Raw genomic sequence first — 22,407 nt, forward strand, 5'->3', positions numbered from 1 at the left:
TCATGATTGAAGTACGTAACCTGACCAAGTCATTCAATGGCCAGCCGGTGCTCAAGGGGATCAATCTGGATGTAGCAGCGGGCGAAGTCGTTGCCATTATTGGCCCCAGTGGCTCCGGCAAGACCACCCTGCTTCGTTGCCTGAATCTTCTTGAAACGCCCGATAAAGGCCGTATCCGCGTTGCGGATATCGCTATTGATGCAAGTCAGAACCTGAACTCGCAGCAGAGCCAGATTCGGGTGCTCCGCCAACGCGCCGGCTTCGTGTTTCAGAACTTCAACCTGTTTCCTCATCGTACGGCTCTGGAAAACGTGATCGAAGGGCCGATTGTGGTCAAACGGGAGGCCAGGGAATCCGCCGAAGCCCGGGGCCGGGCATTACTGGCGAAAGTAGGCCTGGCGGGCAAGGAAGATGCGTATCCCAGACGGCTATCCGGCGGACAGCAGCAGCGCGTTGCCATTGCCCGTGCGCTGGCGATGCAGCCCGACGTTATTCTCTTCGATGAGCCCACGTCAGCCCTTGATCCTGAGCTGGTCGGTGAGGTGCTGACAGTCATTCGTGACTTGGCCGATGAGCAGCGGACCATGGTGATCGTGACGCACGAGATGAGCTTTGCCCGTGACGTGGCGCATCGCGTGCTGTTTGTCGATCAGGGCGTGATCGTTGAACAAGGAGAAGCTAAGGCGCTGTTTGCCAGTCCCCAGGAAGAACGGACGCAACGGTTCTTGAGCAAGTTCAGAAGCCATGAAGGTTAGATACTGACCTTCATGGCCTGTTGGTCACTGCTTGTCGGGCCACCTCGGTTAACAGCTGGAACAGCCTATTAACCGAGGTGGCCCGAGATCACTTGGCGCTGCTCCGAGCTAGTCAGTGCATTTAAACGATAGACATATTTAATTCATGACTATATCGCTTTCGATGCTTGTAACGGCTTGTAATCGAGAATGCAAAGAATACGCATAATCAAACAGTCGCTTTCTTGTTGATCCGCATGCATGATTTGCGGCCTTTTCAGCTGGCTGAGCCCGTTCGCTATGAATTTACGTTTTTGCCTCATTGCCATGACGGCCCTGGCAGTTATTGGCGATAACATGCTCATTCCCTTTTATCCGCAATACTTTGCTAGCCGTTTTGACGACCCTCGTCCCGAGCAGGTCGGTGCCTACCTGGCTGCTATTTGCGTTGTTGTCATGTTTGCCTTTCCTCTCTGGGCCAAACTGGCCAAGCGCGTGCATCCTATCCGGATCCTGATCTGGACACAGCTGGCTGCGGGGCTGCTCAGCGTATGCTGCTATACCATCGACTCCCTGCCCTTGTTCTGGGTTGTCTCGCTAGGCATGGTGGTCTTCAAGGGCAGCTATCTCTTGATGTATCCCTATGTGATGAGTCTGGAAGCCAAGGAAAGCCACACGCGAACCATTGGCACATTGTCGGTTGTGGTGCATTTCGGAGCCATCTTTGGCGCAGCTGTGGGCGGGCTGGTTCTCCAGGCGCTGGAAATGGGCGAAGTGTTCCTGATCATGGCGCTGGGCGACTTCATCCAGATGGCAATCTGTATGCGTCTGATGCGAGACAAGCCTCCCGCTTCGGGAGAAGCTCCAGCCTCCAGCGAAACCCCAGAACAGTCTGCAACCGAGGCGCCTATTGCCAAACCGGGTAGCCACCTGATCATTTACAAGCTCTGTCTGATCATGTTGCTGTTCTACTTCAGTGCCTATGTCATTCGACCGTTCTTCTCGGTTTACTGGCAAGAGGTTTCCGCTCTGGAAAATGAGCTCGTCACCGGCTTCGTCTATTCGCTGCCAGGCGCTGTGGCGCTAGTCGCACTCTGGTGGAGCAAGCGAGCCAGCCAACAAGGCCATGCCTGGGAAGGTATTCTGTCCGCCCTGCTGCTTGGCGTCTGCGGTATTTTCATTCAGGGCTTTGAAAACGAAGTGGCCATCCTAGGAGGTCGTTTACTGTTCGGCTGGGCCTTGTATCAGGTCACGGTGCGCCTGGATGCGCTCATGTTCGAGATGAGCAAGCCCGAGGCGTATGCTGTGGACTTCAGCAAGGTCAATTTTTTCCAAAGTCTGGGTGTCATGTGTTCATCCTATGGCGCTGGGCTTCTCGTCAGCCATTTCACGCTTTCTACGCCGTTCTGGGTAGGCGCAGTCGGCCTGCTGCTCACGGCGGTTCTCTTTCCGCTACTGGTTAAAGCGCCCAACAAGGCTACAACAGCAGTCAAGGCGTAAATGGTTGAGGCGGTGGCAACCCTCTGCCACCGCTCACCCTGTTCCGCTCATCGCAATCTAGCGAAATGTGACACCTGGATTGCTAATGATAATTTGATGCATTTGTATTTAAGTGTTTAAATCGGCATTTCCGAGCATGTCCTCTCGAACGGCCGAACCAGACGTTGGGGAGATGACATTCAACCTCGTTCTGGGTCCGACGTATGACGATTCAGGTAAAGACCGATCTTACCCGCCTGCTGGATCTTTCCGCCCTTTCCTATTTAGGGCTCAAGGGAACGATAGGCCCTGCAGGCCCGGATGACCTCGCCTGCGGCAGTGCCGAAAACCATGTGCGCATTGCAGCGCTTTATGACCATTGGCAGCAGGCCCATCCGGAGGCCGGCCCCCATTACTGGTCAGCGCGTAGCTGGACGCTCATGGTCTGGCAGCCGATCTACCTGACGATTCTGGGTGTCCACCTCGGTCGATGTGTTCCTTCTCTCGATCAGTTTGCCCAGCGCGTGCACCACGGGTTCGTGGCAGGGTTTTACCTGCATGATCATTGTCCCTATATCGCCGACCAGGACACGTTGATTCGTGTCGCCGCCAAGCAATTACAGAACCTTTGCGAACGGCAGCTGGAAGAAGCCGGCACGGTTTTCAAGCTCAACCCGAAAATGGCCCGCCGTCTGGCAGCAGACTGTGTGCTGGCAGCCCTTCTCTATGTGCAGAACAACCTGCGCGAAACGCTATGCAACACCCGTATGCGTGTGCTGGAAGGTATGTGGCTAGAGGCGCTGGGCCTCAAGGACAACAGCGAGCTGATCTGCATTGCGCTTGACGACGGACAAGAGCGGCTGGCGCTTGGACGCAAGGTCTGCTGCCAACACTTCCGCCGCGCAGATGGCGAGTTATGCAGCACCTGCCCCAAGCTCAAGCAGGAAGAGCGCATTGCCCGTTTACGACAGGAGTTAACCCTTGAAGCTGCAACTCACTGATATCCGCGTCAACCGCGGCGGACGACTCATTCTGAGTCTGGACCAGCTGCGGCTTGCCGGAAATGAGCTGACAGTCATTCTAGGGCATAACGGTTCCGGCAAGTCGACATTGATGAACCTGCTGGCGCGTCAGACCATGCCCGACAGTGGCAGGATCGAGCTGGACGACCAGCCCATCGCACGGTTGAGCCAACGCGAATTTGCGCGGCAGATTGCCTTTCTGCCTCAGCGGTTGCCGGAAGTCGCCGGGCTTACAGTACGTGAACTGGTGCGCCTGGGCCGTTTTCCCTGGCGCGGTCTGTTAGGCCGCTGGCAGCGTGAAGATCAGACGATCATCGAGCGAGCCATGCAGCAAACGGATGTGGCGCATTATGCTGATCACCTGACCGACACCCTTTCCGGTGGCGAACGGCAACGGGCCTGGATTGCGATGCTATTGGCCCAAGAATCGCCACTGATTCTGCTGGATGAACCCACATCGGCCCTGGACCTCTCTCATCAGTATGAACTGATGGGCCTTTTACATGAGCTGAACCAGAAGACCGGACGCGGAATTGTCGTCATTCTGCACGACATCAATCTGGCTACACGTTATGCCGACCGTATCGTTGCCCTCAAGCAGGGTCGACTGTTCTTTGACGGGACGCCACAGGCCTTGTTATCCAGTCGTTTGCTATCCGAGCTGTACGAGATCGATATTCAACTCATTGAGCAGCCTGCGGCGCAGCGCAAGATTGCGGTTGTCGCCTGAAGATGCACGTTACACGCACCGGGACGGGTGTCCCGTCCAGAACCATGTTATCTACTGCACCAGGTCTTCTGCGTTATCCGCTCACGCTACTGTCATTGCTTCTGGTACTGCTCATACACCTGCAGATCGCTTCACCGCTGTCGTTAGGTCAGCAGTGGCATGCTTTGTTCGATGCCTCCAGCCAAGATTTCACGCTGCTGCGATTTCGTGACTCTGCGCTTCCACGGGTTGTAATGGGTCTTCTGGTTGGGGCAGCGTTGGGCTTATCAGGCAGTCTTCTTCAGCAATTGACGCAAAATCGTCTAGTTTCACCCATGACTATCGGGTCGGCCTCAGGGGCATGGTTGGGACTGGTTTGTGCCACGCTGATTGCACCAACCCTGGCTGCCGATCACGGTGAATGGGCCGCGCTACTGGGCGCAATGGCTGCAGTAGGCATTGTCCTGTTGATTGCAGGGCGATCTGGTATTGCTGGTCTTCCAATCGTTTTGGCCGGTATGGCCATGAATCTTCTTCTAGGAGCGCTGGCCTCGGGGCTCATATTGCTCAACGATCAGTACGCCCGGAATCTCTTCCTCTGGGGGGCTGGCGATCTGGCGCAAATGGACTGGCAATGGGTCATCTGGCTGCTGCCCAAGCTGGCGGTCGGTCTGCTTGTCCTGGCCTTTGCTCAGCGACCGTTGACCCTGCTGCGCCTGGGCAGTGAAGGTGCACAAGCACGCGGCATGAGTTTATGGCCGGTTATGCTGATGCTGTTTCTCGCCTCACTGTGGCTCACATCCGTTTCCATTACCGCGGTCGGCCTGATTGGATTCATTGGTCTGCTCACACCTAATCTTGCGCGGTTGTTCGGCGCTCGTACCGCCTTTGATGAACTGCTATACAGCACGCTGCTGGGAGCCGTTCTACTATTGACAACCGATGCACTGGCTGTGCTCGCTAGTCAATGGACGATCAACCTGATTCCCAGCGGAGCCGCGGCCGCATTGATAGGTGCACCGGCACTCTTATGGCTTTCGCGCCGCAAAATGTCGGCAGAAGATCAGCGTGGACTGACGCTCCCAGGCAATAGCGACAGAAGAATTACCACATCAGGCTGGGTACTCATTCTGGGCATTGCCCTGGCGATTGTATTACTGACCCTATGCCTAGCGCCGGGCGCCCAAGGCTGGCAGTTGAACTGGCCCTCCTCCCTCGTCTGGTCCTTTCGCTGGCCGCGGACGCTAACGGCCGCCTCGGCAGGATTCGGACTGGCGATTGCAGGCGTCATTCTTCAACGTCTGCTGCGCAACCCTTTGGCGAGTCCGGACATTCTTGGCCTTTCCGCCGGGGCAACGCTTGCCCTTCTCATAAGTGCGTTTGTCATGGGTGGAACTATCCAGACTGCAGGCGGGCCATTGGCGGCTTTTGCCGGGAGCATGCTGGTCTTGGCTGTGCTGCTTCTGTTTGGTCGCCGGCACCAATATGCACCGGGCATGCTGGCATTAGTAGGCATCTCCCTGATGGCATTGCTGGACGCCATCCTTCAATTTGCCCTGGCCAAGGGGACAGCAGACTCCTTCGCCATCATGGGCTGGTTGGCAGGTTCGACCTACCGGGTTTCGGCCAGCCAGTCTGTCGGACTTTGTGTAGGCGTTCTGCTTATCGGAGGGGTCAGTCTATTGTTCCATCGAGGCCTGTCGCTGATTTCGATAGGTGACGGCGTGGCCCTTGGTCGCGGCCTGAATCTGACGCGCCTACGTATCGTGCTATTGGTTCTGGTTTCGCTGATGTGCGCGCTCGTGACCAGCGTAATGGGGCCGGTCGCCTTTCTGGGCCTGCTGGCACCGCATATTGCAGCCATCCTGGGTGCCAGGAAAGTCCTGCCTCAGCTCTTACTCGCCGCCACGCTGGGCAGCGTATTGATGCTTGTCGCTGACTGGATAGGCCGAGTCATGATCTATCCCCTCCAGATGCCGGTAGGCATCGTGGCGTCCGTTCTGTGTGGAGTCTATTTCATTATTTTGTTAGCCAGACAGCGAGGCGCGTAGGGTTGCTTAAGCATAAAATCAGTCCCAGCCTGCTCCGTTGGGTCCTAACCGGACTCTTGATGATCGGCTCTGCACTCGCTCACGCAGCCGAAACACCGCAGCGGGTAGTCGCGCTCACCTGGGAAGCGGCTGAACACTTGGTCGAAATGGGGATCACGCCCTTGGCGGTAGCGGACGCCGATGACTACAAGGTGTGGGTCGTGCGCCCTGCTTTGCCGTCATCGGTTCTCAATGCCGGAAGCCGTGTCGAGCCCAATCTTGAGCTCTTGGCCGAACTCAAGCCAGACCTGATCATCTCCAGCCCGGCTCTTGAAGATCTACGTGACAAGCTTGAGCGGATCGCCCCGGTAGAGTCATTCGACAGCTATCGACAGGATCACAACAATTACGAAACCGCACGGCAAAATTATCTGACACTGGCCAGGCAGTTTAATCGCCTCGATCAGGCACAGCAGCGCTTGGCGGAAATGGATCGCCATATTGCTGAACTACGGCAGCGGCTGCTTGAGCACTTCAATGGCGAACCGCCCAAGGTTACGGTGATTCGCTTTTCTACGCCAGCGGTAGCTTATGTGTATGGCGACAATTCCATGCCTCAATATGCCATGGATCTATTGCATCTTCAGCCTGCCTACCCATTGCCAGCCACTGCCTGGGGTATCACACAGAAACCTATCAGTGAGTTGGGGAAAATACGTGAAGGCGCTGTGCTCCATATCGAGCCGTTCTCCCAGGAGGACAAACTCTTTCCTACCCGCCTCTGGCAGGCGATGCCCTTCGTGCAAGCACGACGATTCGCTACGGTCCGCTCAACCTGGACCTATGGTGGTGTTTTCTCGGTGGAATATCTGGCTGAGTCGCTTGTAGACGCGCTCCTGACCTTACAGCCTGAGTAACGAGCTTTCTGCTCTTAAGCTCGTTTTAAGCTTATAGCTAGAAAGTATTTATAACTCTTTTTAAATTCCTTTAACGTCTATTTACCGGATCACCGGACCTGCACTGACTTTTCATCTGTCGGTCCGGCTCCGCTATGGATCTGGCCGGCATTGCTCATTGCGAGGCCGTATGCTCAAGCCAGATACCCTTCTTGATAACGATCAGGATGTAGCTCCACCCGTCTACCCTGCCCGTATTCTCACTACCGACGCCGAAGCCATTGCTGCTGCTCATGAGCTAGCCCGTTTCGCTGCGCAAGAAGCATCGCTGCGTGACCAGGAGCGCAAACTTCCCTGGGCCGAAATCGAGCGTTTTACTACCAGCGGTCTGGGTAGCGTATTCGTTCCCAGAGCCTTTGGAGGCCCTCAGGTTTCCTTTGTAACGATCGCTGAAATCTTCAAGATCATTGCCAAGGCTGATCCAGCATTGGCTCAAATTCCCCAGAATCATTTCAGCATTCTCAATGTCATTCGAAGCGTAGCGTCCGCCGAGCAACAGCAGCGTCTATTCGAAAGCGTATTGGCTGGCTGGAGAATAGGCAATGCAGGCCCCGAGCGCGGCAGCAAACATACATTGGACCTGAAAGCGCGCCAGACACCCGAAGGTGATCACTTCCGCTTGAACGGCGAAAAGTTTTATTCGACGGGTGCCCTGTTTGCCCATTGGGTAACCGTCAAGGCATTGGATGAAACCGGACGACAAGTCATGGCGTTCGTCCGGCGCGGAACACCGGGGCTTCGAATCATTGATGACTGGTCCGGCTTTGGACAGCGCACCACAGCAAGCGGAACAGTCATTCTCAATAATGTTCGTCTCCCCGCAGAAGACATTATTCCGAGCGGATTGGTAAGCACTAAGCCTTCCTTACAAGGTGCGTACGCGCAGCTGATCCATGCAGCCATCGATGCAGGCATAACCCTGTCTGCTCTGGCTGATTTACAGTGGTTTGTTGTTGGTAAAACCAGACCTTGGCCTAAGGCTGGTATTACTGAAGCACGAAACGAGCCCTACCTGATTGCAGATGTTGGACGACTGGAAGTTGAACTGCATGCAGCTGAAGCGCTACTGCGAAAGGCAGCCGAAGTGCTTGATTCTCTCAAAGACCAGCCGGTTGATGAATTGCAGGCGGCTCAAGCCTCGATCGCAGTAGCCCAGGCCAAGGTACTGACCTCCGAGATTGCGCTAGCCGCAAGTGAAAAACTCTTCGAGCTGGCTGGTAGCCGAGCCACGCTGGCCGAGTTCAACCTTGACCGACATTGGCGCAACGCTCGGACGCATACCCTTCATGACCCTGTGCGCTGGAAGGTACATGCCATTGGCAACTATCACCTGAACGGTATATTCCCTGCCCGCCACGCCTGGATCTGACCCATGAACGCACCTGTACTGCACGGTATTGCCGACCGGATCGAAAGTGATGAACAGGCATTAAGGATGGCCACCGAGCTGGCTGCCCTTTTCAAGCAAGACGCTGCCCAGCGGGATCAACATCGGACGCTGCCGTGGAGTGAATTGGAGCAGTTCTCCCAGTCCGGACTCTGGGCCATTACAGTACCCAAAGCGCTGGGAGGTGCTGAAGTCTCCAGCGTAACGCTTGCCAAGGTCATCGCTATTATTGCTGCGGCGGATGGCTCCCTGGGTCAGATACCACAAAATCACTACTACGCCTTGGAAGTGCTGCGGGTAAATGGCAGTGCTGAACAGCAGCGCAAGCTGTATACCGAGGTGCTGGCGGGCGCCCGCTACGGCAATGCATTGGCCGAGATTGGCACCAAGACGGTACTGGACCGCACTACCCGTCTCACCCCTGACGGGGACAGTTTCAAGGTCAACGGGCGCAAGTTCTATGCAACCGGCGCACTGTATGCTCAGCGCATCCCCACCTCGGTTGTGGATGACGAAGGCAAGCAGCGGCTGGCCTTTATCCCGCGCACCCGTGAGGGCGTAACCGTTATTGATGATTGGTCTGGCTTTGGGCAGCGGACAACGGGCAGCGGCTCGGTCGTACTGGATAATGTCGCGGTAACGGCTGACGAGGTCGTACCCTTTCAGACAGCATTCGAGCGCCCTACTACGGTAGGCCCTTTTGCCCAGCTATTACACGCAGCGATCGATACAGGCATTACGCGAGGTGCTTATGAGCATGCCCTTCTTTTTGTCCGTGAACAGGCACGTCCCTGGCCCGATTCCGGTGTTGAACATGCCTTTGAAGACCCCCTGACGATCAGTGACATAGGCCGGCTGGCCATACGTGTCGCCGCCGCGGAGGCCCTGCTTGAGCGAGCTGGAGAGGCACTCGACAAGGCGCAGCAAGATCCGACCGCAGACACCGTAGCTGCCGCCTCCATTGCGATCGCTGAGGCGCGTGCGTTGAGTACAGAGGCCTCTCTACTGGCTGGTAATAAACTCATTGAGCTGGGTGGTGCCAGGGCCAGTCTGGCAGAGCATGGGCTTGATCGTTACTGGCGTAATGCACGTGTACATACCCTGCATGACCCCGTGCGCTGGAAATATCACGCCATTGGCGACTACTACCTGAACGATACCCTGCCGCCCCGACGCAGCTACCTCTGAGGTTGTCATGGCAAAGAAACAGATTCGGCTAAACGCCTTCAACATGAATTGCGTCGGGCACATCAACCATGGGCTCTGGACGCATCCACGGGATGCGTCCACCCAGTACAAGACGCTGAGCTATTGGACTGAGCTGGCTAAGCTGCTGGAGCACGGTTTATTCGACGGTTTATTCCTTGCTGACATCGTAGGGGTCTACGACGTGTACGGTGGCGGTATCGACCTCACGGCGAGGGAGGCCATCCAGCTTCCGGTTAACGACCCTCTCCTTCTTGTCTCTGCCATGGCGTCCCATACCACGCACCTTGGGTTTGGTGTGACTGCAAATCTCACCTATGAACATCCGTACCTGCTGGCTCGACGGTTCTCAACGCTGGATCACCTAACGGCCGGCCGTATCGGCTGGAACATCGTGACGGGCTATCTGGACAGCGCAGCCAGGGCGATGGGGCTTACCGCTCAGCATGAGCACGATCGTCGCTACGATCAGGCTGATGAATATCTAAGCGTGCTTTACCAACTGTGGGAAGGCAGCTGGGAAGATGATGCTGTCATCGCTGACCGCCTGGGCCGTGTCTACGCACGACCGGATAAGGTACACAAGGTTAGACACCACGGAGCGTTCTACGACGTTGAAGGTTATCACCTGAACGAACCCTCCCCACAGCGCACACCGCTGCTTTACCAGGCTGGATCCTCCGAGCGCGGTGTCCATTTCGCCGGGCAACATGCGGAATGCGTTTTCATTGGCGGTCAGAATATTCAGGCGGTCCGGCATCAGGTTGACCGAACACGTGCCTGCGCAGTAGCCGCCGGGCGTACGCCGGACGCCATCAAAGTCTTTATGGGGTTGAGCGTGATCGTTGCGCCGACTGAAGCTGAGGCCCGTGAAAAGCATGCGGACTATCTACGCTACGCCAATCCAGAAGCAGGCCTTGCTCACTTTTCCAGCTCGACGGGTATCGACTTCGCAGGCTATGGGCTTGATGAGCCTATCCGTTATCAAAAGACCAATGCTATCGAGTCGGTTGTTAAGGCGTTTACCACCAAGGACAGTGGTTGGACCAAGCGCAGGCTCCTTGAGCAGCACGCCTTGGGCAGCCGATACCCGCTTGTTGTTGGCTCGCCAAGCCAAGTGGCCGATGCACTGGAGCAATGGATCGACGAAACCGGGCTGGATGGGTTCAACCTGACACGCATCGTTACACCGGAAAGCTATACGGATTTTATCGACTTAGTAATTCCAGAGTTGCAGGCACGGGGTCGCTACAAGACAGCCTACGAGCCAGGCACCCTGCGTGAAAAGCTGTTCGCCCAAGGTGCTCGGTTACCACCAGACCATGCCGGTACACATTGGCGAAACCTGACACATCAGGCCAGCCAAACGGCTAGACGAACTGCAATTTGATCTCAACGACTACTGGAACGCTTCCAGCCTCGCCTCCCATGACCTTGAACAGGATGACCGATATGCTGCACCGATTGAACCCAGGCCGTGGCTGGATAAAGACCTTCGCCCTTGCAGCACTGCTAGGCGCTGCAGGCATGAGCTACGCGGCCGACTCTAATGAGCCACTGAAACTCGGCACGACAGCAGCCTTTGCCCCTCCACTGGAAGCAGCTGTGGCTGAAGCGGAAAAGCAGGGGTTGAAGGTGGAGCTGGTCGAGTTTACCGACTGGATTGCCCCTAATGTCAGCTTGGCTAACGGGGACATTGACGTGAACTACTTCCAGCACATTCCGTTTCTAGAAAATGCACGAAAGGAAGGTGGTTATGACCTGATTCCCTATGCCCCCGGCATCATCAACAACGTAGGCCTGTATTCGAAAGAGTACAAACGCTTTGAAGACTTGCCGGACGGCGCCCGTGTGGCAATTGCCAATGACCCTGTCAATGGAGGACGTGGCTTACAACTACTGGAAAAAGCGGGCCTGATCACCTTGAAGCCCGGCGTGGGATACAAGGCGACTCAAGCCGACATCCTGACCAATCCCAAGCATATACAGATCATCGAGCTGGAAGCCGTTCAACTGGTGCGCGCCTATGATGATGTCGATCTGGTCCAGGGCTACCCGGCCTACATCCGTCTGGCCAATACCTTCGACCCCTACTCAGCTCTGCTTTTTGACGGGCTTGATCATCCTGAATACGTCATCCAGTTCGTCATTCGGCCTGACCGGCAGAACGACGAACGCCTGCGCAAGTTCGTCAATATCTATCAGCATTCCCCGGCTGTGCGTGCAGCCTTGGACAAAGCACATGGAACCCTTTACCAAACCGGCTGGAGGAGTTGATTCATGACGGGATCGATTACACCTATTCGGCAGACTCGAAGCACTCATGAAACAGAGGCGGACCAATCCTCTCATGCACTACCCTACCCCCTTGCCTCTACCGCACTGGAACGCGCCGAGACCCATATCCGCTTTCAGGATATTGGTAAAACCTATAACGGTGAGCAAGGGCCGGTGCGTGCGCTGTATGGTATAGATCTGGCTGTGCGCAGGGGTGAGATATTCGGCATCATCGGGCGCAGTGGTGCGGGCAAGTCTTCCCTGTTACGGACAATCAACCGACTCGAGCAGCCAAGCGAAGGACAGGTTCTGATCGGCGGCGAAGATATCGGTCGCTATGGCACAAGCGAGCTGGTTGCCTTGCGTCGGCGCATCGGCATGATCTTTCAGCACTTTAATCTGCTTTCCGCCAAAACCGTGCGGCAGAATGTGGAATTGCCCCTTAAAGTGGCCGGCGTACCGCGGCAGGAGCGGCAGCAGAAAGTCGACTCACTCCTCAAGCTGGTAGGTCTGGACAACAAGCATGATGCCTATCCTGCGCAACTGTCCGGCGGCCAGAAGCAACGCGTCGGCATTGCCCGAGCGCTTGTTCATGATCCTGATATCCTGCTATGCGACGAAGCGACTTCAGCACTGGACCCTGAAACGACACAGGCCATTCTGGCACTGCTACGCGATATCAATCGGTCGCTGGGGCTGACCATTGTGTTGATCACCCATGAAATGGAGGTGATTCGCGAGATCTGTGATCGTGTCGTCGTGCTTGAGTGTGGTGAAGTCGTCGAACAAGGCCCCGTATGGAGAGTCTTTGGTGATCCCCACCATGACGTGACCCGCACCCTGCTCTCTCCGTTGCAGCAAACGCTATCAGATGATCTTAAAGCGCGTCTGCAGATACAGCCATTACGCCAAAACGATGCCCTCCTGCTTGAACTGCGCTTGAGTGGCTCAAGCAGCCGTGAGCCCGACCTGGGATCACTCTTCAACGCGTTGGGTGGACAGCTCATGCTTATCAGATCGAGCATCCAACGACTTCAAGGGCGCACGGTAGGCCATCTGCTGGTCTCGATCAGGCGCTCTCCCCACGCTCAGGAAGAGCTGATCAAGCGGGCTCGGCATATTTTCGACGATGTGGAGGTATTGGGTTATGTCGCTGCTGATTGATCGTCTATGGCAAGGGCTACTGGATACCCTGCTAATGGTAGGCGTCTCATCCCTGATCGCATTGATTGCCGGTATTCCACTGGCCGTGTTTCTGGTTACCAGTGGTAAAGGTGGAATGTTCGAGGCTGTCCGTCTGAATAAGCTGATTGGAAGTGTCGTCAACCTCTTCCGCTCCATTCCCTTTCTGATCCTGATGGTGGCTCTTATTCCGTTCACCCGCCTGATTGTAGGCACCACTTACGGTGTATGGGCCGCCGTCGTACCGTTGGCTATCGCAGCAACGCCCTTCTTCGCCCGTATCGCTGAAGTGAGCCTGCGTGAGGTAGACCATGGCCTGATCGAGGCCGCCCAGGCCATGGGATGCCGACGCCGACATATCGTCTGGCATGTTCTGCTACCTGAGGCCCTGCCGGGTATCGTGGGCGGATTCACCATTACGCTTGTTACGATGATCAATTCTTCTGCCATGGCGGGCGCTATTGGCGCGGGCGGTCTAGGGGACCTTGCTTATCGCTATGGTTACCAGCGTTTCGATGTATCGGTTATGTTGATTGTCATTATAGGGCTGGTATTACTTGTAACATTGATTCAATTTGGCGGGGATCGCTTGGCGAAGGCGTTAAACCATCGGGCATGAGCCGATAAAAAAGGCCAGTCGGGAGCCCGCTGGCCTTTTTTGCATTCGTATGAAGTTTAAAACAGTTCGATCTTGAGTCCTTCGGACTGCACTTCGTGTCCCCGACCTATCTCTTCAAGATGGCCTTTGTGCTGTGAGTGCGTCACATAGCTGTTCAGGTGCTTTTGCATCCGAGCATCGAGATCAGGTAGCTCCCCCGGCTGACAGGTTTCAGGTGAGGCAAGCCCGACACTATAGGCCTCCATAACATCGCTCAAGGTGTCCAGCATATGACTGCTCTGCTCCAGGCGCTGACGTAGCGGGTCCTGGAACTGCAAACAGGACAGCACGTTTTGAAGGTCATTATTTACTTCGGAACTCAACCCCTTAACGCCGCTCACTACAGTTGTCATGCAATCAGCTGCTTCCTGCAGATATTTGACCATCGAGCGCAACTCATTACCCACATGGTCCAACCCGCTCTTGGCTAAAAAATCCTCTTGACGATTTTGGGCTGCTGTTGACTCTTCTTCAAAGCGCGAGGCCAGATTTTGGATGGTTGAAGAGATTGAATTAGCAGCTTCTGCCGTACGGGCAGAAAGATTACGTACTTCGGTGGCCACTACAGCAAATCCACGTCCAGAGTCCCCTGCCCTTGCAGCCTCGATTGCAGCATTAAGCGCGAGCAGGTTGGTCTGTTTGGCAATATCGCTGATGAGTGCAATCAACGGTCCCGTCGCCTTGACCTCCTCATATAATCGGCGCATACGCTCGATATCGCTGCTCAGGCTTTCTTTGCGCTCCCTCTCGAATGAAGACAGCGTAGCCAATGTCTTTTCGTTGCGTAGCTGATGGCTGTCCGCCTCGCAAGATAATTGCTTAGCAGAGCTACAGCCTTCATTCACTGTTTCGGATAGCTTCTGACCCGTAAGGTGAATATTGTTCAAGCGCTCAATGGCGCTTAGCACGTTGCGCTCGGTCTCATCACTCACCTCTTTCAGGTTACGCTGCACAATGCGGCTCAGGCCAGGTACGGCATTTGCCGTGGCAACCGTCTTGTCGAACAGTGCCGCCTGTGTGCTTCGCTCTTCCAGTCGCTCAGAAACATGGACAGAGGTCTGGGACAACTTCCACGTCATCAATAACAATGGAATAGAGAAAAACACGGCGATGCCCATGCAGGCCAGCGTTGACTGTTGCGCCAGCCAAGCCGACCAGACCGGCGAGCTGAGGCCCAGCGCCACGATGGTCAGCAGCAATCCGGCTTTGAGGTAGGCTTGGTTATTCATCTCAGCTCCTTAGGCACCCGGCAGGACTTGCTTGATGACCTTGAGCAGGTCCGCTGCCCCGACAGGCTTCACTAGCCAGCCGGTGGCACCATTCTTTTTGGCCTCGTCACGCTTGCTTTGCTGGCTCTCGGTAGTGAGCGCCAGAATGGGAACAAAGCGCATTCCAGGTAACGCACGGGCCTTGCCGATCAGCTCAAGACCACCCATGTTGGGCATGTTGATATCAGTGATGATCAGATCCGGCTTGTAGCCGCCTTGCAGCCTGCTCATCGCCTGCACGCCATCATTGGCCGCCTCGACTTTAAAGCCGGACATTTCCAAGCTGCTGCGCAGACTCATCAGCATGGTCGCGGAGTCGTCGACGATCATGATGTTCTTGCTCATTTCACTCTCTCCTACGCATTCAGTGCGGCTTCAAGCCACACCTTTATATCGGTATTTTTCGGCCAAACTGAAACGTTTGGTTTCAATGCCATAAGTACTTGCAGATCAGCGGTATGCAGGTGTTCGAGGTCACCCAGATTGACCTTTGCGGCCGGGTTTTTCACCAGCCATTCCAGCAGGGTTTCTGCCTCTTCCACCGTGACCTGATCAGCCAATACGGCTACGCTTTTCTTGAAGGTAATGCTCATTCGAATAGCTCCGTGGGGTTGAGGATCATCAGGATGGAGCCATCCCCCATCACGGCCGTACCGGAGTAACCAGATAGCTCACCGAGAATGCCCACCATGGGCTTTAGGATGATGTCGATCGAGCCGTGGAAATCATCAATGATCAGGCCGACCAGCTCGCCTCGGCTGCGTAGCACCATCAAGGCGTACTCATCATCCTCGTTAAGCACCTGCTCCTCGGAGACCGCCAGCATCTGGTTCAAACTCTTGAGCGGAATCGTGCGACCGCGCAGTTGCGCGGTGGGCTGATGCTTGATGGTATGGATCGAATCCTTGGGTAAGCGCACGGTTTCCATGACTTGATCCATGGGAATGCCAAAGCGCTGACCGCCTGACTCAATCACCATGACCTGCGTTACTGCCATGCTCAGCGGCAGTGTCAGGCTCAGCTGCGTACCCTTGCCGACCTGACTGGTCAGGCGCAGTTGGCCGCCCACTTTTTCGATACCTGAGCGCACCACATCCATACCAACGCCACGGCCGGACAGATCGGAAATCTGCTCCGCAGTCGAAAAGCCCGGCAGGAAGACCAGATTAACCAGCTCCTGATCACTCATCGCATCCAGGGCGGTCTGCTCGACCAGACCTTTACCAGCCACCTTGGCCTTGATCTTTTGTGGATCGATACCGCGACCATCGTCTTCAATAACAATAACCACATGGTCCGCGTTCTGGCTGGCGCGAATACGCAGCGTGCCGGTTTCCGGCTTGCCAGCGTTTGTACGCTCCTCCGGAAGCTCCAGCCCGTGATCCATGGAGTTACGGACGATATGCACAAGCGGATCGGCCAAGGCCTCGATCATGGACTTATCCGCTTCGGTGTCTTCCCCTTCCAGGATGAGGTTGACCTTCTTGCCCAGCTTGCGCGCGATATCACGCACCAGACGCGGGAAGCGCTGCAGCACGAAAGAAACCGGCATCATGCGCACTTGCATGATGGCGTCCTGCAGGTCTTCGGCGATACGGTTGACTACGGCATATTGAGCCTTGATCTCTCGCGCCAGCTCGCGCTGACCATATTGGTCTTCAGCACGCTCGGCCAGATAAGGTAATCCGTTCTTGGCAACTACGATCTCGCCAATCAGGTTCATTAGGCGGTCGATCTTTTCCTGCTCGATCTTGAGGACCTTAGGCGTAACATGATTGCCAGCCTCCTCCTGACGCCGACCGGCAGATACTTCGGAAGGCGCGCGTGCAGCTTCCACCACCGGTACAACAGGTGCTGCGGGATCAAGCTGTGCCGACAGCCATGCGCTCATGGCCTCGTGAGTACGATCCTCCTCTTTGGACGCCTCGGATATGGAGTCAGCACCCGCCTGCCAGTGTGCCTGGAACCAGGCCATGATCGGTGTAGCGCTGCGCTGCTGATCGGCGTCCATCACGCTACGCTGGAAGGTCTCAGTGAGTGCAGGATAAGCTATGAGAACATTGGTTAATGTCCGGACGATGGCAACATGCTGACCGCTACGCCAAGGCTGAGAGAGGCAGGCAGCCAAGGCTATCTGCTGAGTGCCTACTACGTCCCGTACCAGTGGATCGATTGCTTCGTTACCATGGCTTGAGCTCTGTTGAGCCTCTTCGGCCGGAGCAGGTGCAGTAAACAGTGCCGCTGTTACGGCCTCCCAGCTGACCTGATCACTGACATACCGGAAGTGCTCAGCCAGATCCTCTTCCCGTATCGCTAACAGGAATTCGATACGCAGATTGCAGTGATAGGCATCCAGCTCTGACGCTGCCGCCCAGGGCTCTGCAGCGGTCACACGACGCCAGAAAATGTCCGGCAGCTGACGCACCAGGTGCAAAGGATCGGTGCCCTGGAAAAAACAATCGGCGGCAGGACGATACTCAACACGGTAAACGCATTGTTCGTCCTTCAAACTATCGGCTATGTGCTGACGTACTTCATCATTCAGTTCAGTAGCCCAGGCGGGCGACTCGCTTTCAGACGTACCGTTTTTTGCGCCAGCAGCAACCACGGTCGCCTCGCTGCTGGTAAGCCACGCGCGCAGCCCATCGACCAGTTCACGAGGCGGAACCTGAAAGCCGTCACCCGGCTGACTGTTCTGCTCGATCTCATCCAGGAACTCGCTGACATAGTCAGCCGTGTTCAAAAGCTGATCAGCCAGTTGTTGATTGAAATCCAGCTCACCGTTACGGACTGCATCCATCACGTCTTCAGCGGCATGCAATACACTGGTCAGCGCCGGAAAATCAAACAGGCCTGAGTTACCTTTAAGCGTATGCACCAGGCGGAACAGTTCGCCCAGTGGGGCGGTATCGCCAGGCTCTCGCTCCATGGCAAGCAAGGTACTACCAATGGACTCCAGGGCTTCCCGGCTTTCCTGAATAAACTGTTGCAGCAATGCGTTCACTGGGCACCTTCTCCGGTCAGAACATTCACCAGCCTCAGCAACGCTTCCGGCTTAATCGGTTTAGTTAAGTAATAATTAGCACCAGATTCCCAAGCCTGCTGACGATCATGATCACCCGACTCGGTTGTAATCATTACCGCAGGGGCCTGTTCAATAGGCCGGGAGCGCAATTCACGCAGGAAGCTGAAGCCGTCCTGCATGGGCATATTCACGTCTACCAGATACAGGTCGTAGGGCGTCTCGAGGCTTTTTTCCAGCGCCTCAATGCCGTTGATGGCCTCGTCAACGTGATAACCGGCTTTCTCTAGTATTTGTCGGTTGAACAGCCGTACGGTGGCCGCGTCGTCGACGATCAGAATGCGTTTCATCGGGCCTCCAACGGCTTCTGGTAAACAATTGCTTCAGGGAATTTGCGCACCTGGAACAGAGACGAGATACGACTCATGGACTCCGAGTGACCCAGGCAGATCATCCCGCCTGGATTGAGTGCATCAAAAAACGTGTCGGCCGCCTGGCGACGCGACAGGTCATCGAAATAGATCAGCAGATTGCGACAGAAAATAATGTCGAAGCCCTTATAAGCCTTCACATCGGCAGCACTCATCAGGTTTACCCGGCTGAACTCGACGCTTTGACGAATATCGTCGATCAGCTGGTAATCCCCGCTTTTCTGCTGTTTGAAATACTTTTCCAAAAGCGTGGCCGGCAGGTTGTGTACCGAACGCGGGCTATAAAGACCTCTTCTGGCACGCTCCAGAATGTTGGTGTCGATATCCGAGGCGATCAGCTCGACGTCCCATTCATCAATACCCTTCCAGTATTCGAGCAAGTACATGGCGATGGAGTAAGGCTCCTCACCGGAGGACGACGGCATCGACCAGATACGAATGGGCCCTGAGTCACGCTTACGCCGGGTGACCTCCTCCAGCATGTTCGTCACGAGACACTTGAGCTGATACTCCTCACGGAAAAAGTAGGTCTCATTGACGGTCATCGCATTGACCAGAGACTGCAGCTCATCACCCGATGCCTGAAAACGCAGGTTCACAAAATAGTTGCGAAAAGTACCCGCGTCCGTGGCCTCGATGCGCTCGATCAGCCGCTTGTCCACGAAATAGCGCTTCGAGTCATCGAAGTGGATACCGGTCTTGCGGTAGAAGAATTCGCGAAACTTCACGAAATCTTCTTTGGTAATCGCGGGTGTCTGGCTCACAGGGCTGATTCTCCACGCAGGCGCTGGATAGCCAGATCAACGGCGAAACGCAGGTAAGCCTCATCGGGGAAGCGCTCAAGACAAGCCTCAAGCGCCGGCACCGCACGCTCGCTCCCGATTTCGCACAGCAAATCCACGGCGCAGGCACAAACGTTAAGGTGCGGGTCATGCTCCAGCAGATCGATCAGCCACAGCTCGACATCCGGATGCTTGAGTGATTCCAGAATGCCGATAGCCAGGATGCGGACGTCGGCGTCGTAGTCCTGCAGCGCGTTCTGAATCAACCCAGGGTGCTGGACACCTGCCGTCTTCAGAGCTTCGATGGCATCGTTACGTAGCGCCGCATCCTCACTGCGCAGGCAGTCAAGCAGCGCAGTCACGGCACTAACATCGGCAATAGCAGCCAGGCTGGTAATAATGGCCTCACGTACAGACGGTTCGGTTTCTTCCTCCAGGTGATCGATCAGAGCGCTACTGGCGTTTGGAAACCTTGCTATTGCACGTGCGGCCAAGCGACGAGCCGCAGTATCGGGGCTGTCGAGTGTATCAAGCAGCTGCTCGAACCCGCTTGGCTGGTCATCACCGGCTTGATCGGCCAGAGTATTACGAACGAGTGGCATGGCGGGATACTCGAGAAGACGTAGTGGTTTTACCGCTGCCCCAACGGATAAGGGTGGCGGCCATTTCAGTGCAGGCCATAATTTCCGTGGCACCGCCACGACGAATCAGCTCCGCCGGCATACCAAACACAACAGATGATTCCTTGGATTCAGCCAGGGTGCGGCCCCCACGGCGCTTGAGTTCAGTCATTTCATCAGCACCGTCGTACCCCATACCTGTCAGCATTACGCCGATCAGTTGAGTCGGTAGAAAGTGCTGCATGGCAGTCTCCACCATCAGGCTGACGGAGGGATGCCAGAGGTACTTGTTGTTTTCCGGCTTGGGCAAGGCATAAGGACGGCCTGCACGACGACCGATACAGACGTCACTACCCCCCATCCCAACGTAAACCGTACCCGCCTCGAGCGGCAGGGGTCTGCTGACCTCTACCACCGTGAGTGCGCAGACATTGTTCATGCGCTCGGCGAAAGCACGGGTAAAGTTGGCCGGCATGTGCTGCGAAACCACGATCGGCCAGGGATAGCTCGCCGGAAGCTTCGACAGGATTTCTTCCAGCGTACGAGGGCCGCCGGTAGAGGAGCCGATCAGCACAAGCCCTTCACCCAGATCACCTGCCATCTCTACAGCTTTTTCCACCGACTCGCGCTCGATTCGGGAGCGAGTCGGTGCGGTTGATCCGGCGCGTGGTTTTCCCGCCTTCTTGAGCTGAGCGCCAGCAGCGGCACGCACCTTGGCAACCAGGCTGTCACGCACCTGATCGATATTCAGGGAAATCGTACCGCCCGGTTTGGGAAAGAAATCCACCGCGCCGAGCGCCAACGCCTCAAGCGAGGCAATAGCGCCCTGCTCGGTCAGTGATGAAAACATCACGACCGAACGAGGCTTTTCTGCCATGAGCATGGACAAAGCCGTCAGCCCGTCCATCTCAGGCATATTGATATCCAGGGTGATGACGTCCGGATCGAACTGGCGAGCCAGCTCAATCGCTTCGAGGCCATTGCGGGCCGTTTCGAGTTCGAAATCACCTTCGGCCTCGAACACCTTTTGCAGATGGCGACGCATTAATGCGGAGTCATCGACGATAAGCAGACGAATCATGACGGCAGCACCCTTCCCTTACGCGACGCTCGACAGGGCGCTAAGCTCCTGCTCGCCGAGAAGCTGACGCGGCTCGACAAGCTGGATCATGCGCTTCTGCTTGGGCAGGTTTGCCACGCGACCAAACAGGCGCTGCTGTTCACTCGACAGTGCCGGTGCAGGCTCGATAAGGTTGCGTGAGATTTTCAGCACTTCAGCGACCGAATCCACGATAAAGCCGGTGCGCAGATCATTGATGACAAACACCATGATGCGCTGGCGATCATTGTTCTCGATGCTCGGCAATCCGAAGCGGCGGCGCTGATCAATTACCGGCAGCACAACGCCGCGCAGGTTCATGACACCCTCGACAAAGGAAGGCGCCTTGGGTACATGCGTCAGGTTTTCCGGGACGCGAACGATCTCCTGGACGCTGTCGATGGGTACGCCAAATTCTTCTTTACCCAAACGGAACACCACCAGTTGCTCTTCGTCGTCGTTATCAATCTGGTCCATCAGCTCTTCGTCCACGTTCGGCTCCTTATCGGTTGTATTCAACACATGCTGCACGGACTGGTGCTGAAAGAGGCGTTCAGCCGATACCACCGAAACCAATCGCTTGCCGTTTTGCAGTCGGCATAAACCGGTCAGTTCAGCCATGCTCTGATCACGCGCCAGCATCGGCGGCATGGGCTCGACTTCACTGGCAGGCACCCGCAGCACTTCATTAACGCTGTCAAGAATGATCCCAACCGACACTCCGGCGAGACTTACCACCAGGATGCGGCTGCGCTCGTCCGTCTCTTGACTGGGGAGATGGAACATCTCACGCAGCGACACCAGCGGCAGCAGGCGCTGGCGCAGCGTCATCACGCCGCGGACATGGGAGGCCGACTTAGGCACGCAGACTATGTGCTCGGGAACCTGAACAATCTCCTGAACATCCTGTATGGCTATGCCATATTCCTGCCCGTCTACGGTAAAGCTAACCAGTTGCAGCTCATCGCTGTTCTCGTCCTCTTCCATCTCGTCGTGCATGGCAGACATGGCACTCGCCATGACGGTGCGCTGAAGCAGACTGTTCTCGCTAAAGCTGTCGCGAATCAGTGCAGCAAAGTCGAGGATCATTACCAGTTCATGCCCGCCGACCTGCTTGAGCAAACCTGTCAGGAAGCGACTATTGATAGTGGCTTGTACATTACTTACTGGCTCGATCTGATCCTCTTCAACCATGATCACGCTGGCTACGCGATCAACTACAAAGCCCAACGGCTGGCCCATGTTGAGCACAATAGCCCGCGTCGAATCATCCGCCTCTCGGGCCGCCATGTTAAACAGAGTCCGCAGGCAGATGATGGGCAGTACATTGCCACGCAGGTTGGCCAGCCCATTAAGGGCCGGTGGTGTCAGCGGCACGCGGATCACATCCGGTACACGAATGATCTCCTGCACCGGTAGCATTTCGACGGCGAACACTTCCTGACCTACAGTGAATGTCACAAACTGATGGCCGTGAGCCAAGTCTTCGTCGTCGCCCTCGATGCGAGCAGCGGGGGCGTTATTTACAGTTGCTTGAGTCATCAC

At 55.9% G+C, this 22,407-nt stretch carries 21 protein-coding genes; 12 read left to right on the top strand and 9 right to left on the bottom strand.

Translation table 11 applies throughout. The annotated features are described in order from the left end of the window. Nucleotides 1–2 precede the first annotated feature (2 nt). From tcyN to QWJ10_RS16270, 12 genes are all read left to right on the top strand, one after another. Nucleotides 3–755, top strand: a complete 753-nt coding sequence (gene tcyN / locus QWJ10_RS16215) for an L-cystine ABC transporter ATP-binding protein TcyN (RefSeq protein ID WP_289928001.1) — start codon at nt 3–5, stop codon at nt 753–755. A 279-nt stretch (nt 756–1,034) separates the two neighbouring features. Next, entirely contained in the window at nt 1,035–2,234 is a 1,200-nt protein-coding gene (locus QWJ10_RS16220; protein ID WP_289928003.1) for an MFS transporter, read from the top strand. A gap of 203 nt (nt 2,235–2,437) precedes the next feature. After that, on the top strand, nt 2,438–3,214 hold the full coding sequence (locus tag QWJ10_RS16225) for a siderophore ferric iron reductase (RefSeq protein WP_289928005.1): 777 nt from the start codon (nt 2,438–2,440) through the stop codon (nt 3,212–3,214). Beyond that, entirely contained in the window at nt 3,195–3,965 is a 771-nt protein-coding gene (locus QWJ10_RS16230) for an ABC transporter ATP-binding protein (RefSeq protein ID WP_289928006.1), read from the top strand. The genes QWJ10_RS16225 and QWJ10_RS16230 overlap by 20 nt, the downstream gene beginning before the upstream one ends. Before the next feature lie 44 nt (nt 3,966–4,009). Beyond that, complete coding sequence (gene fhuB / locus QWJ10_RS16235) at nt 4,010–5,995, top strand: Fe(3+)-hydroxamate ABC transporter permease FhuB (protein WP_289928008.1); 1,986 nt, start codon at nt 4,010–4,012, stop codon at nt 5,993–5,995. 59 nt (nt 5,996–6,054) lie between these two features. After that, entirely contained in the window at nt 6,055–6,891 is an 837-nt protein-coding gene (locus QWJ10_RS16240) for an ABC transporter substrate-binding protein (RefSeq protein ID WP_289928010.1), read from the top strand. Between the two features lie 169 nt (nt 6,892–7,060). After that, on the top strand, nt 7,061–8,299 hold the full coding sequence (locus QWJ10_RS16245; RefSeq protein WP_289928012.1) for an SfnB family sulfur acquisition oxidoreductase: 1,239 nt from the start codon (nt 7,061–7,063) through the stop codon (nt 8,297–8,299). Between the two features lie 3 nt (nt 8,300–8,302). After that, nucleotides 8,303–9,505, top strand: coding sequence for an SfnB family sulfur acquisition oxidoreductase (locus QWJ10_RS16250; protein ID WP_289928013.1), 1,203 nt, complete (start codon nt 8,303–8,305; stop codon nt 9,503–9,505). A 7-nt stretch (nt 9,506–9,512) separates the two neighbouring features. Beyond that, complete coding sequence (locus tag QWJ10_RS16255) at nt 9,513–10,913, top strand: LLM class flavin-dependent oxidoreductase (protein WP_289928015.1); 1,401 nt, start codon at nt 9,513–9,515, stop codon at nt 10,911–10,913. Between the two features lie 62 nt (nt 10,914–10,975). After that, nucleotides 10,976–11,800, top strand: a complete 825-nt coding sequence (locus tag QWJ10_RS16260) for a MetQ/NlpA family ABC transporter substrate-binding protein (RefSeq protein WP_289928017.1) — start codon at nt 10,976–10,978, stop codon at nt 11,798–11,800. A 3-nt stretch (nt 11,801–11,803) separates the two neighbouring features. Beyond that, nucleotides 11,804–12,964 (top strand): ATP-binding cassette domain-containing protein, encoded by a 1,161-nt coding sequence (locus QWJ10_RS16265; protein WP_125888407.1) that lies wholly within the window; start codon nt 11,804–11,806, stop codon nt 12,962–12,964. Next, nucleotides 12,948–13,601, top strand: a complete 654-nt coding sequence (locus tag QWJ10_RS16270) for a methionine ABC transporter permease (protein ID WP_289928018.1) — start codon at nt 12,948–12,950, stop codon at nt 13,599–13,601. The genes QWJ10_RS16265 and QWJ10_RS16270 overlap by 17 nt, the downstream gene beginning before the upstream one ends. 56 nt (nt 13,602–13,657) lie before the next feature. Here the strand turns inward: QWJ10_RS16270 and QWJ10_RS16275 are convergent, their stop codons facing one another. Genes QWJ10_RS16275 through QWJ10_RS16315 form a run of 9 tightly spaced genes read right to left on the bottom strand, consistent with a single transcriptional unit; the run spans nt 13,658 to nt 22,404 of the window. Next, nucleotides 13,658–14,869 (bottom strand): methyl-accepting chemotaxis protein, encoded by a 1,212-nt coding sequence (locus QWJ10_RS16275; RefSeq protein ID WP_289928019.1) that lies wholly within the window; start codon nt 14,867–14,869, stop codon nt 13,658–13,660. Between the two features lie 9 nt (nt 14,870–14,878). Then, nucleotides 14,879–15,253 (bottom strand): response regulator, encoded by a 375-nt coding sequence (locus QWJ10_RS16280; protein ID WP_125888409.1) that lies wholly within the window; start codon nt 15,251–15,253, stop codon nt 14,879–14,881. Between the two features lie 11 nt (nt 15,254–15,264). Further along, the gene (locus tag QWJ10_RS16285; protein WP_010798349.1) at nt 15,265–15,501 is read right to left on the bottom strand and encodes a hypothetical protein; all 237 of its coding nucleotides are present in this window, start codon (nt 15,499–15,501) and stop codon (nt 15,265–15,267) included. Further along, nucleotides 15,498–17,912 (bottom strand): chemotaxis protein CheA, encoded by a 2,415-nt coding sequence (locus tag QWJ10_RS16290; protein ID WP_289928022.1) that lies wholly within the window; start codon nt 17,910–17,912, stop codon nt 15,498–15,500. Before QWJ10_RS16290 ends, QWJ10_RS16285 begins: the two co-directional genes overlap by 4 nt. After that, nucleotides 17,909–18,280, bottom strand: coding sequence for a response regulator (locus QWJ10_RS16295; RefSeq protein ID WP_010798351.1), 372 nt, complete (start codon nt 18,278–18,280; stop codon nt 17,909–17,911). The genes QWJ10_RS16290 and QWJ10_RS16295 overlap by 4 nt, the downstream gene beginning before the upstream one ends. Next, nucleotides 18,277–19,125, bottom strand: a complete 849-nt coding sequence (locus tag QWJ10_RS16300) for a protein-glutamate O-methyltransferase CheR (RefSeq protein ID WP_289928024.1) — start codon at nt 19,123–19,125, stop codon at nt 18,277–18,279. The genes QWJ10_RS16295 and QWJ10_RS16300 overlap by 4 nt, the downstream gene beginning before the upstream one ends. Further along, a complete protein-coding gene (locus QWJ10_RS16305) occupies nt 19,122–19,745 on the bottom strand; it encodes a HEAT repeat domain-containing protein (protein WP_289928026.1) in 624 nt (207 codons plus the stop codon). The genes QWJ10_RS16300 and QWJ10_RS16305 overlap by 4 nt, the downstream gene beginning before the upstream one ends. Then, the gene (cheB, locus tag QWJ10_RS16310; RefSeq protein ID WP_289928028.1) at nt 19,729–20,844 is read right to left on the bottom strand and encodes a chemotaxis-specific protein-glutamate methyltransferase CheB; all 1,116 of its coding nucleotides are present in this window, start codon (nt 20,842–20,844) and stop codon (nt 19,729–19,731) included. The genes QWJ10_RS16305 and cheB overlap by 17 nt, the downstream gene beginning before the upstream one ends. 18 nt (nt 20,845–20,862) lie before the next feature. Further along, a complete protein-coding gene (locus QWJ10_RS16315; protein ID WP_289928030.1) occupies nt 20,863–22,404 on the bottom strand; it encodes a chemotaxis protein CheW in 1,542 nt (513 codons plus the stop codon). Nucleotides 22,405–22,407: the final 3 nt, after the last annotated feature.

The organism is Pseudomonas sp. WAC2 (assembly GCF_030403525.1).
Classification (GTDB): Bacteria; Pseudomonadota; Gammaproteobacteria; order Pseudomonadales; family Pseudomonadaceae; genus Chryseomonas; species Chryseomonas luteola.

Coding starts and splice junctions, on each gene's coding strand:
- tcyN (WP_289928001.1), top strand. CDS start 3: ATGATTGAAGTACGTAACCTGACCAAGTCATTCAATGGCCAGCCGGTG.
- QWJ10_RS16220 (WP_289928003.1), top strand. CDS start 1,035: ATGAATTTACGTTTTTGCCTCATTGCCATGACGGCCCTGGCAGTTATT.
- QWJ10_RS16225 (WP_289928005.1), top strand. CDS start 2,438: ATGACGATTCAGGTAAAGACCGATCTTACCCGCCTGCTGGATCTTTCC.
- fhuB (WP_289928008.1), top strand. CDS start 4,010: ATGTTATCTACTGCACCAGGTCTTCTGCGTTATCCGCTCACGCTACTG.
- QWJ10_RS16240 (WP_289928010.1), top strand. CDS start 6,055: ATGATCGGCTCTGCACTCGCTCACGCAGCCGAAACACCGCAGCGGGTA.
- QWJ10_RS16245 (WP_289928012.1), top strand. CDS start 7,061: ATGCTCAAGCCAGATACCCTTCTTGATAACGATCAGGATGTAGCTCCA.
- QWJ10_RS16250 (WP_289928013.1), top strand. CDS start 8,303: ATGAACGCACCTGTACTGCACGGTATTGCCGACCGGATCGAAAGTGAT.
- QWJ10_RS16255 (WP_289928015.1), top strand. CDS start 9,513: ATGGCAAAGAAACAGATTCGGCTAAACGCCTTCAACATGAATTGCGTC.
- QWJ10_RS16260 (WP_289928017.1), top strand. CDS start 10,976: ATGCTGCACCGATTGAACCCAGGCCGTGGCTGGATAAAGACCTTCGCC.
- QWJ10_RS16265 (WP_125888407.1), top strand. CDS start 11,804: ATGACGGGATCGATTACACCTATTCGGCAGACTCGAAGCACTCATGAA.
- QWJ10_RS16270 (WP_289928018.1), top strand. CDS start 12,948: ATGTCGCTGCTGATTGATCGTCTATGGCAAGGGCTACTGGATACCCTG.
- QWJ10_RS16275 (WP_289928019.1), bottom strand. CDS start 14,869: ATGAATAACCAAGCCTACCTCAAAGCCGGATTGCTGCTGACCATCGTG.
- QWJ10_RS16280 (WP_125888409.1), bottom strand. CDS start 15,253: ATGAGCAAGAACATCATGATCGTCGACGACTCCGCGACCATGCTGATG.
- QWJ10_RS16285 (WP_010798349.1), bottom strand. CDS start 15,501: ATGAGCATTACCTTCAAGAAAAGCGTAGCCGTATTGGCTGATCAGGTC.
- QWJ10_RS16295 (WP_010798351.1), bottom strand. CDS start 18,280: ATGAAACGCATTCTGATCGTCGACGACGCGGCCACCGTACGGCTGTTC.
- QWJ10_RS16305 (WP_289928026.1), bottom strand. CDS start 19,745: ATGCCACTCGTTCGTAATACTCTGGCCGATCAAGCCGGTGATGACCAG.
- cheB (WP_289928028.1), bottom strand. CDS start 20,844: ATGATTCGTCTGCTTATCGTCGATGACTCCGCATTAATGCGTCGCCAT.
- QWJ10_RS16315 (WP_289928030.1), bottom strand. CDS start 22,404: ATGACTCAAGCAACTGTAAATAACGCCCCCGCTGCTCGCATCGAGGGC.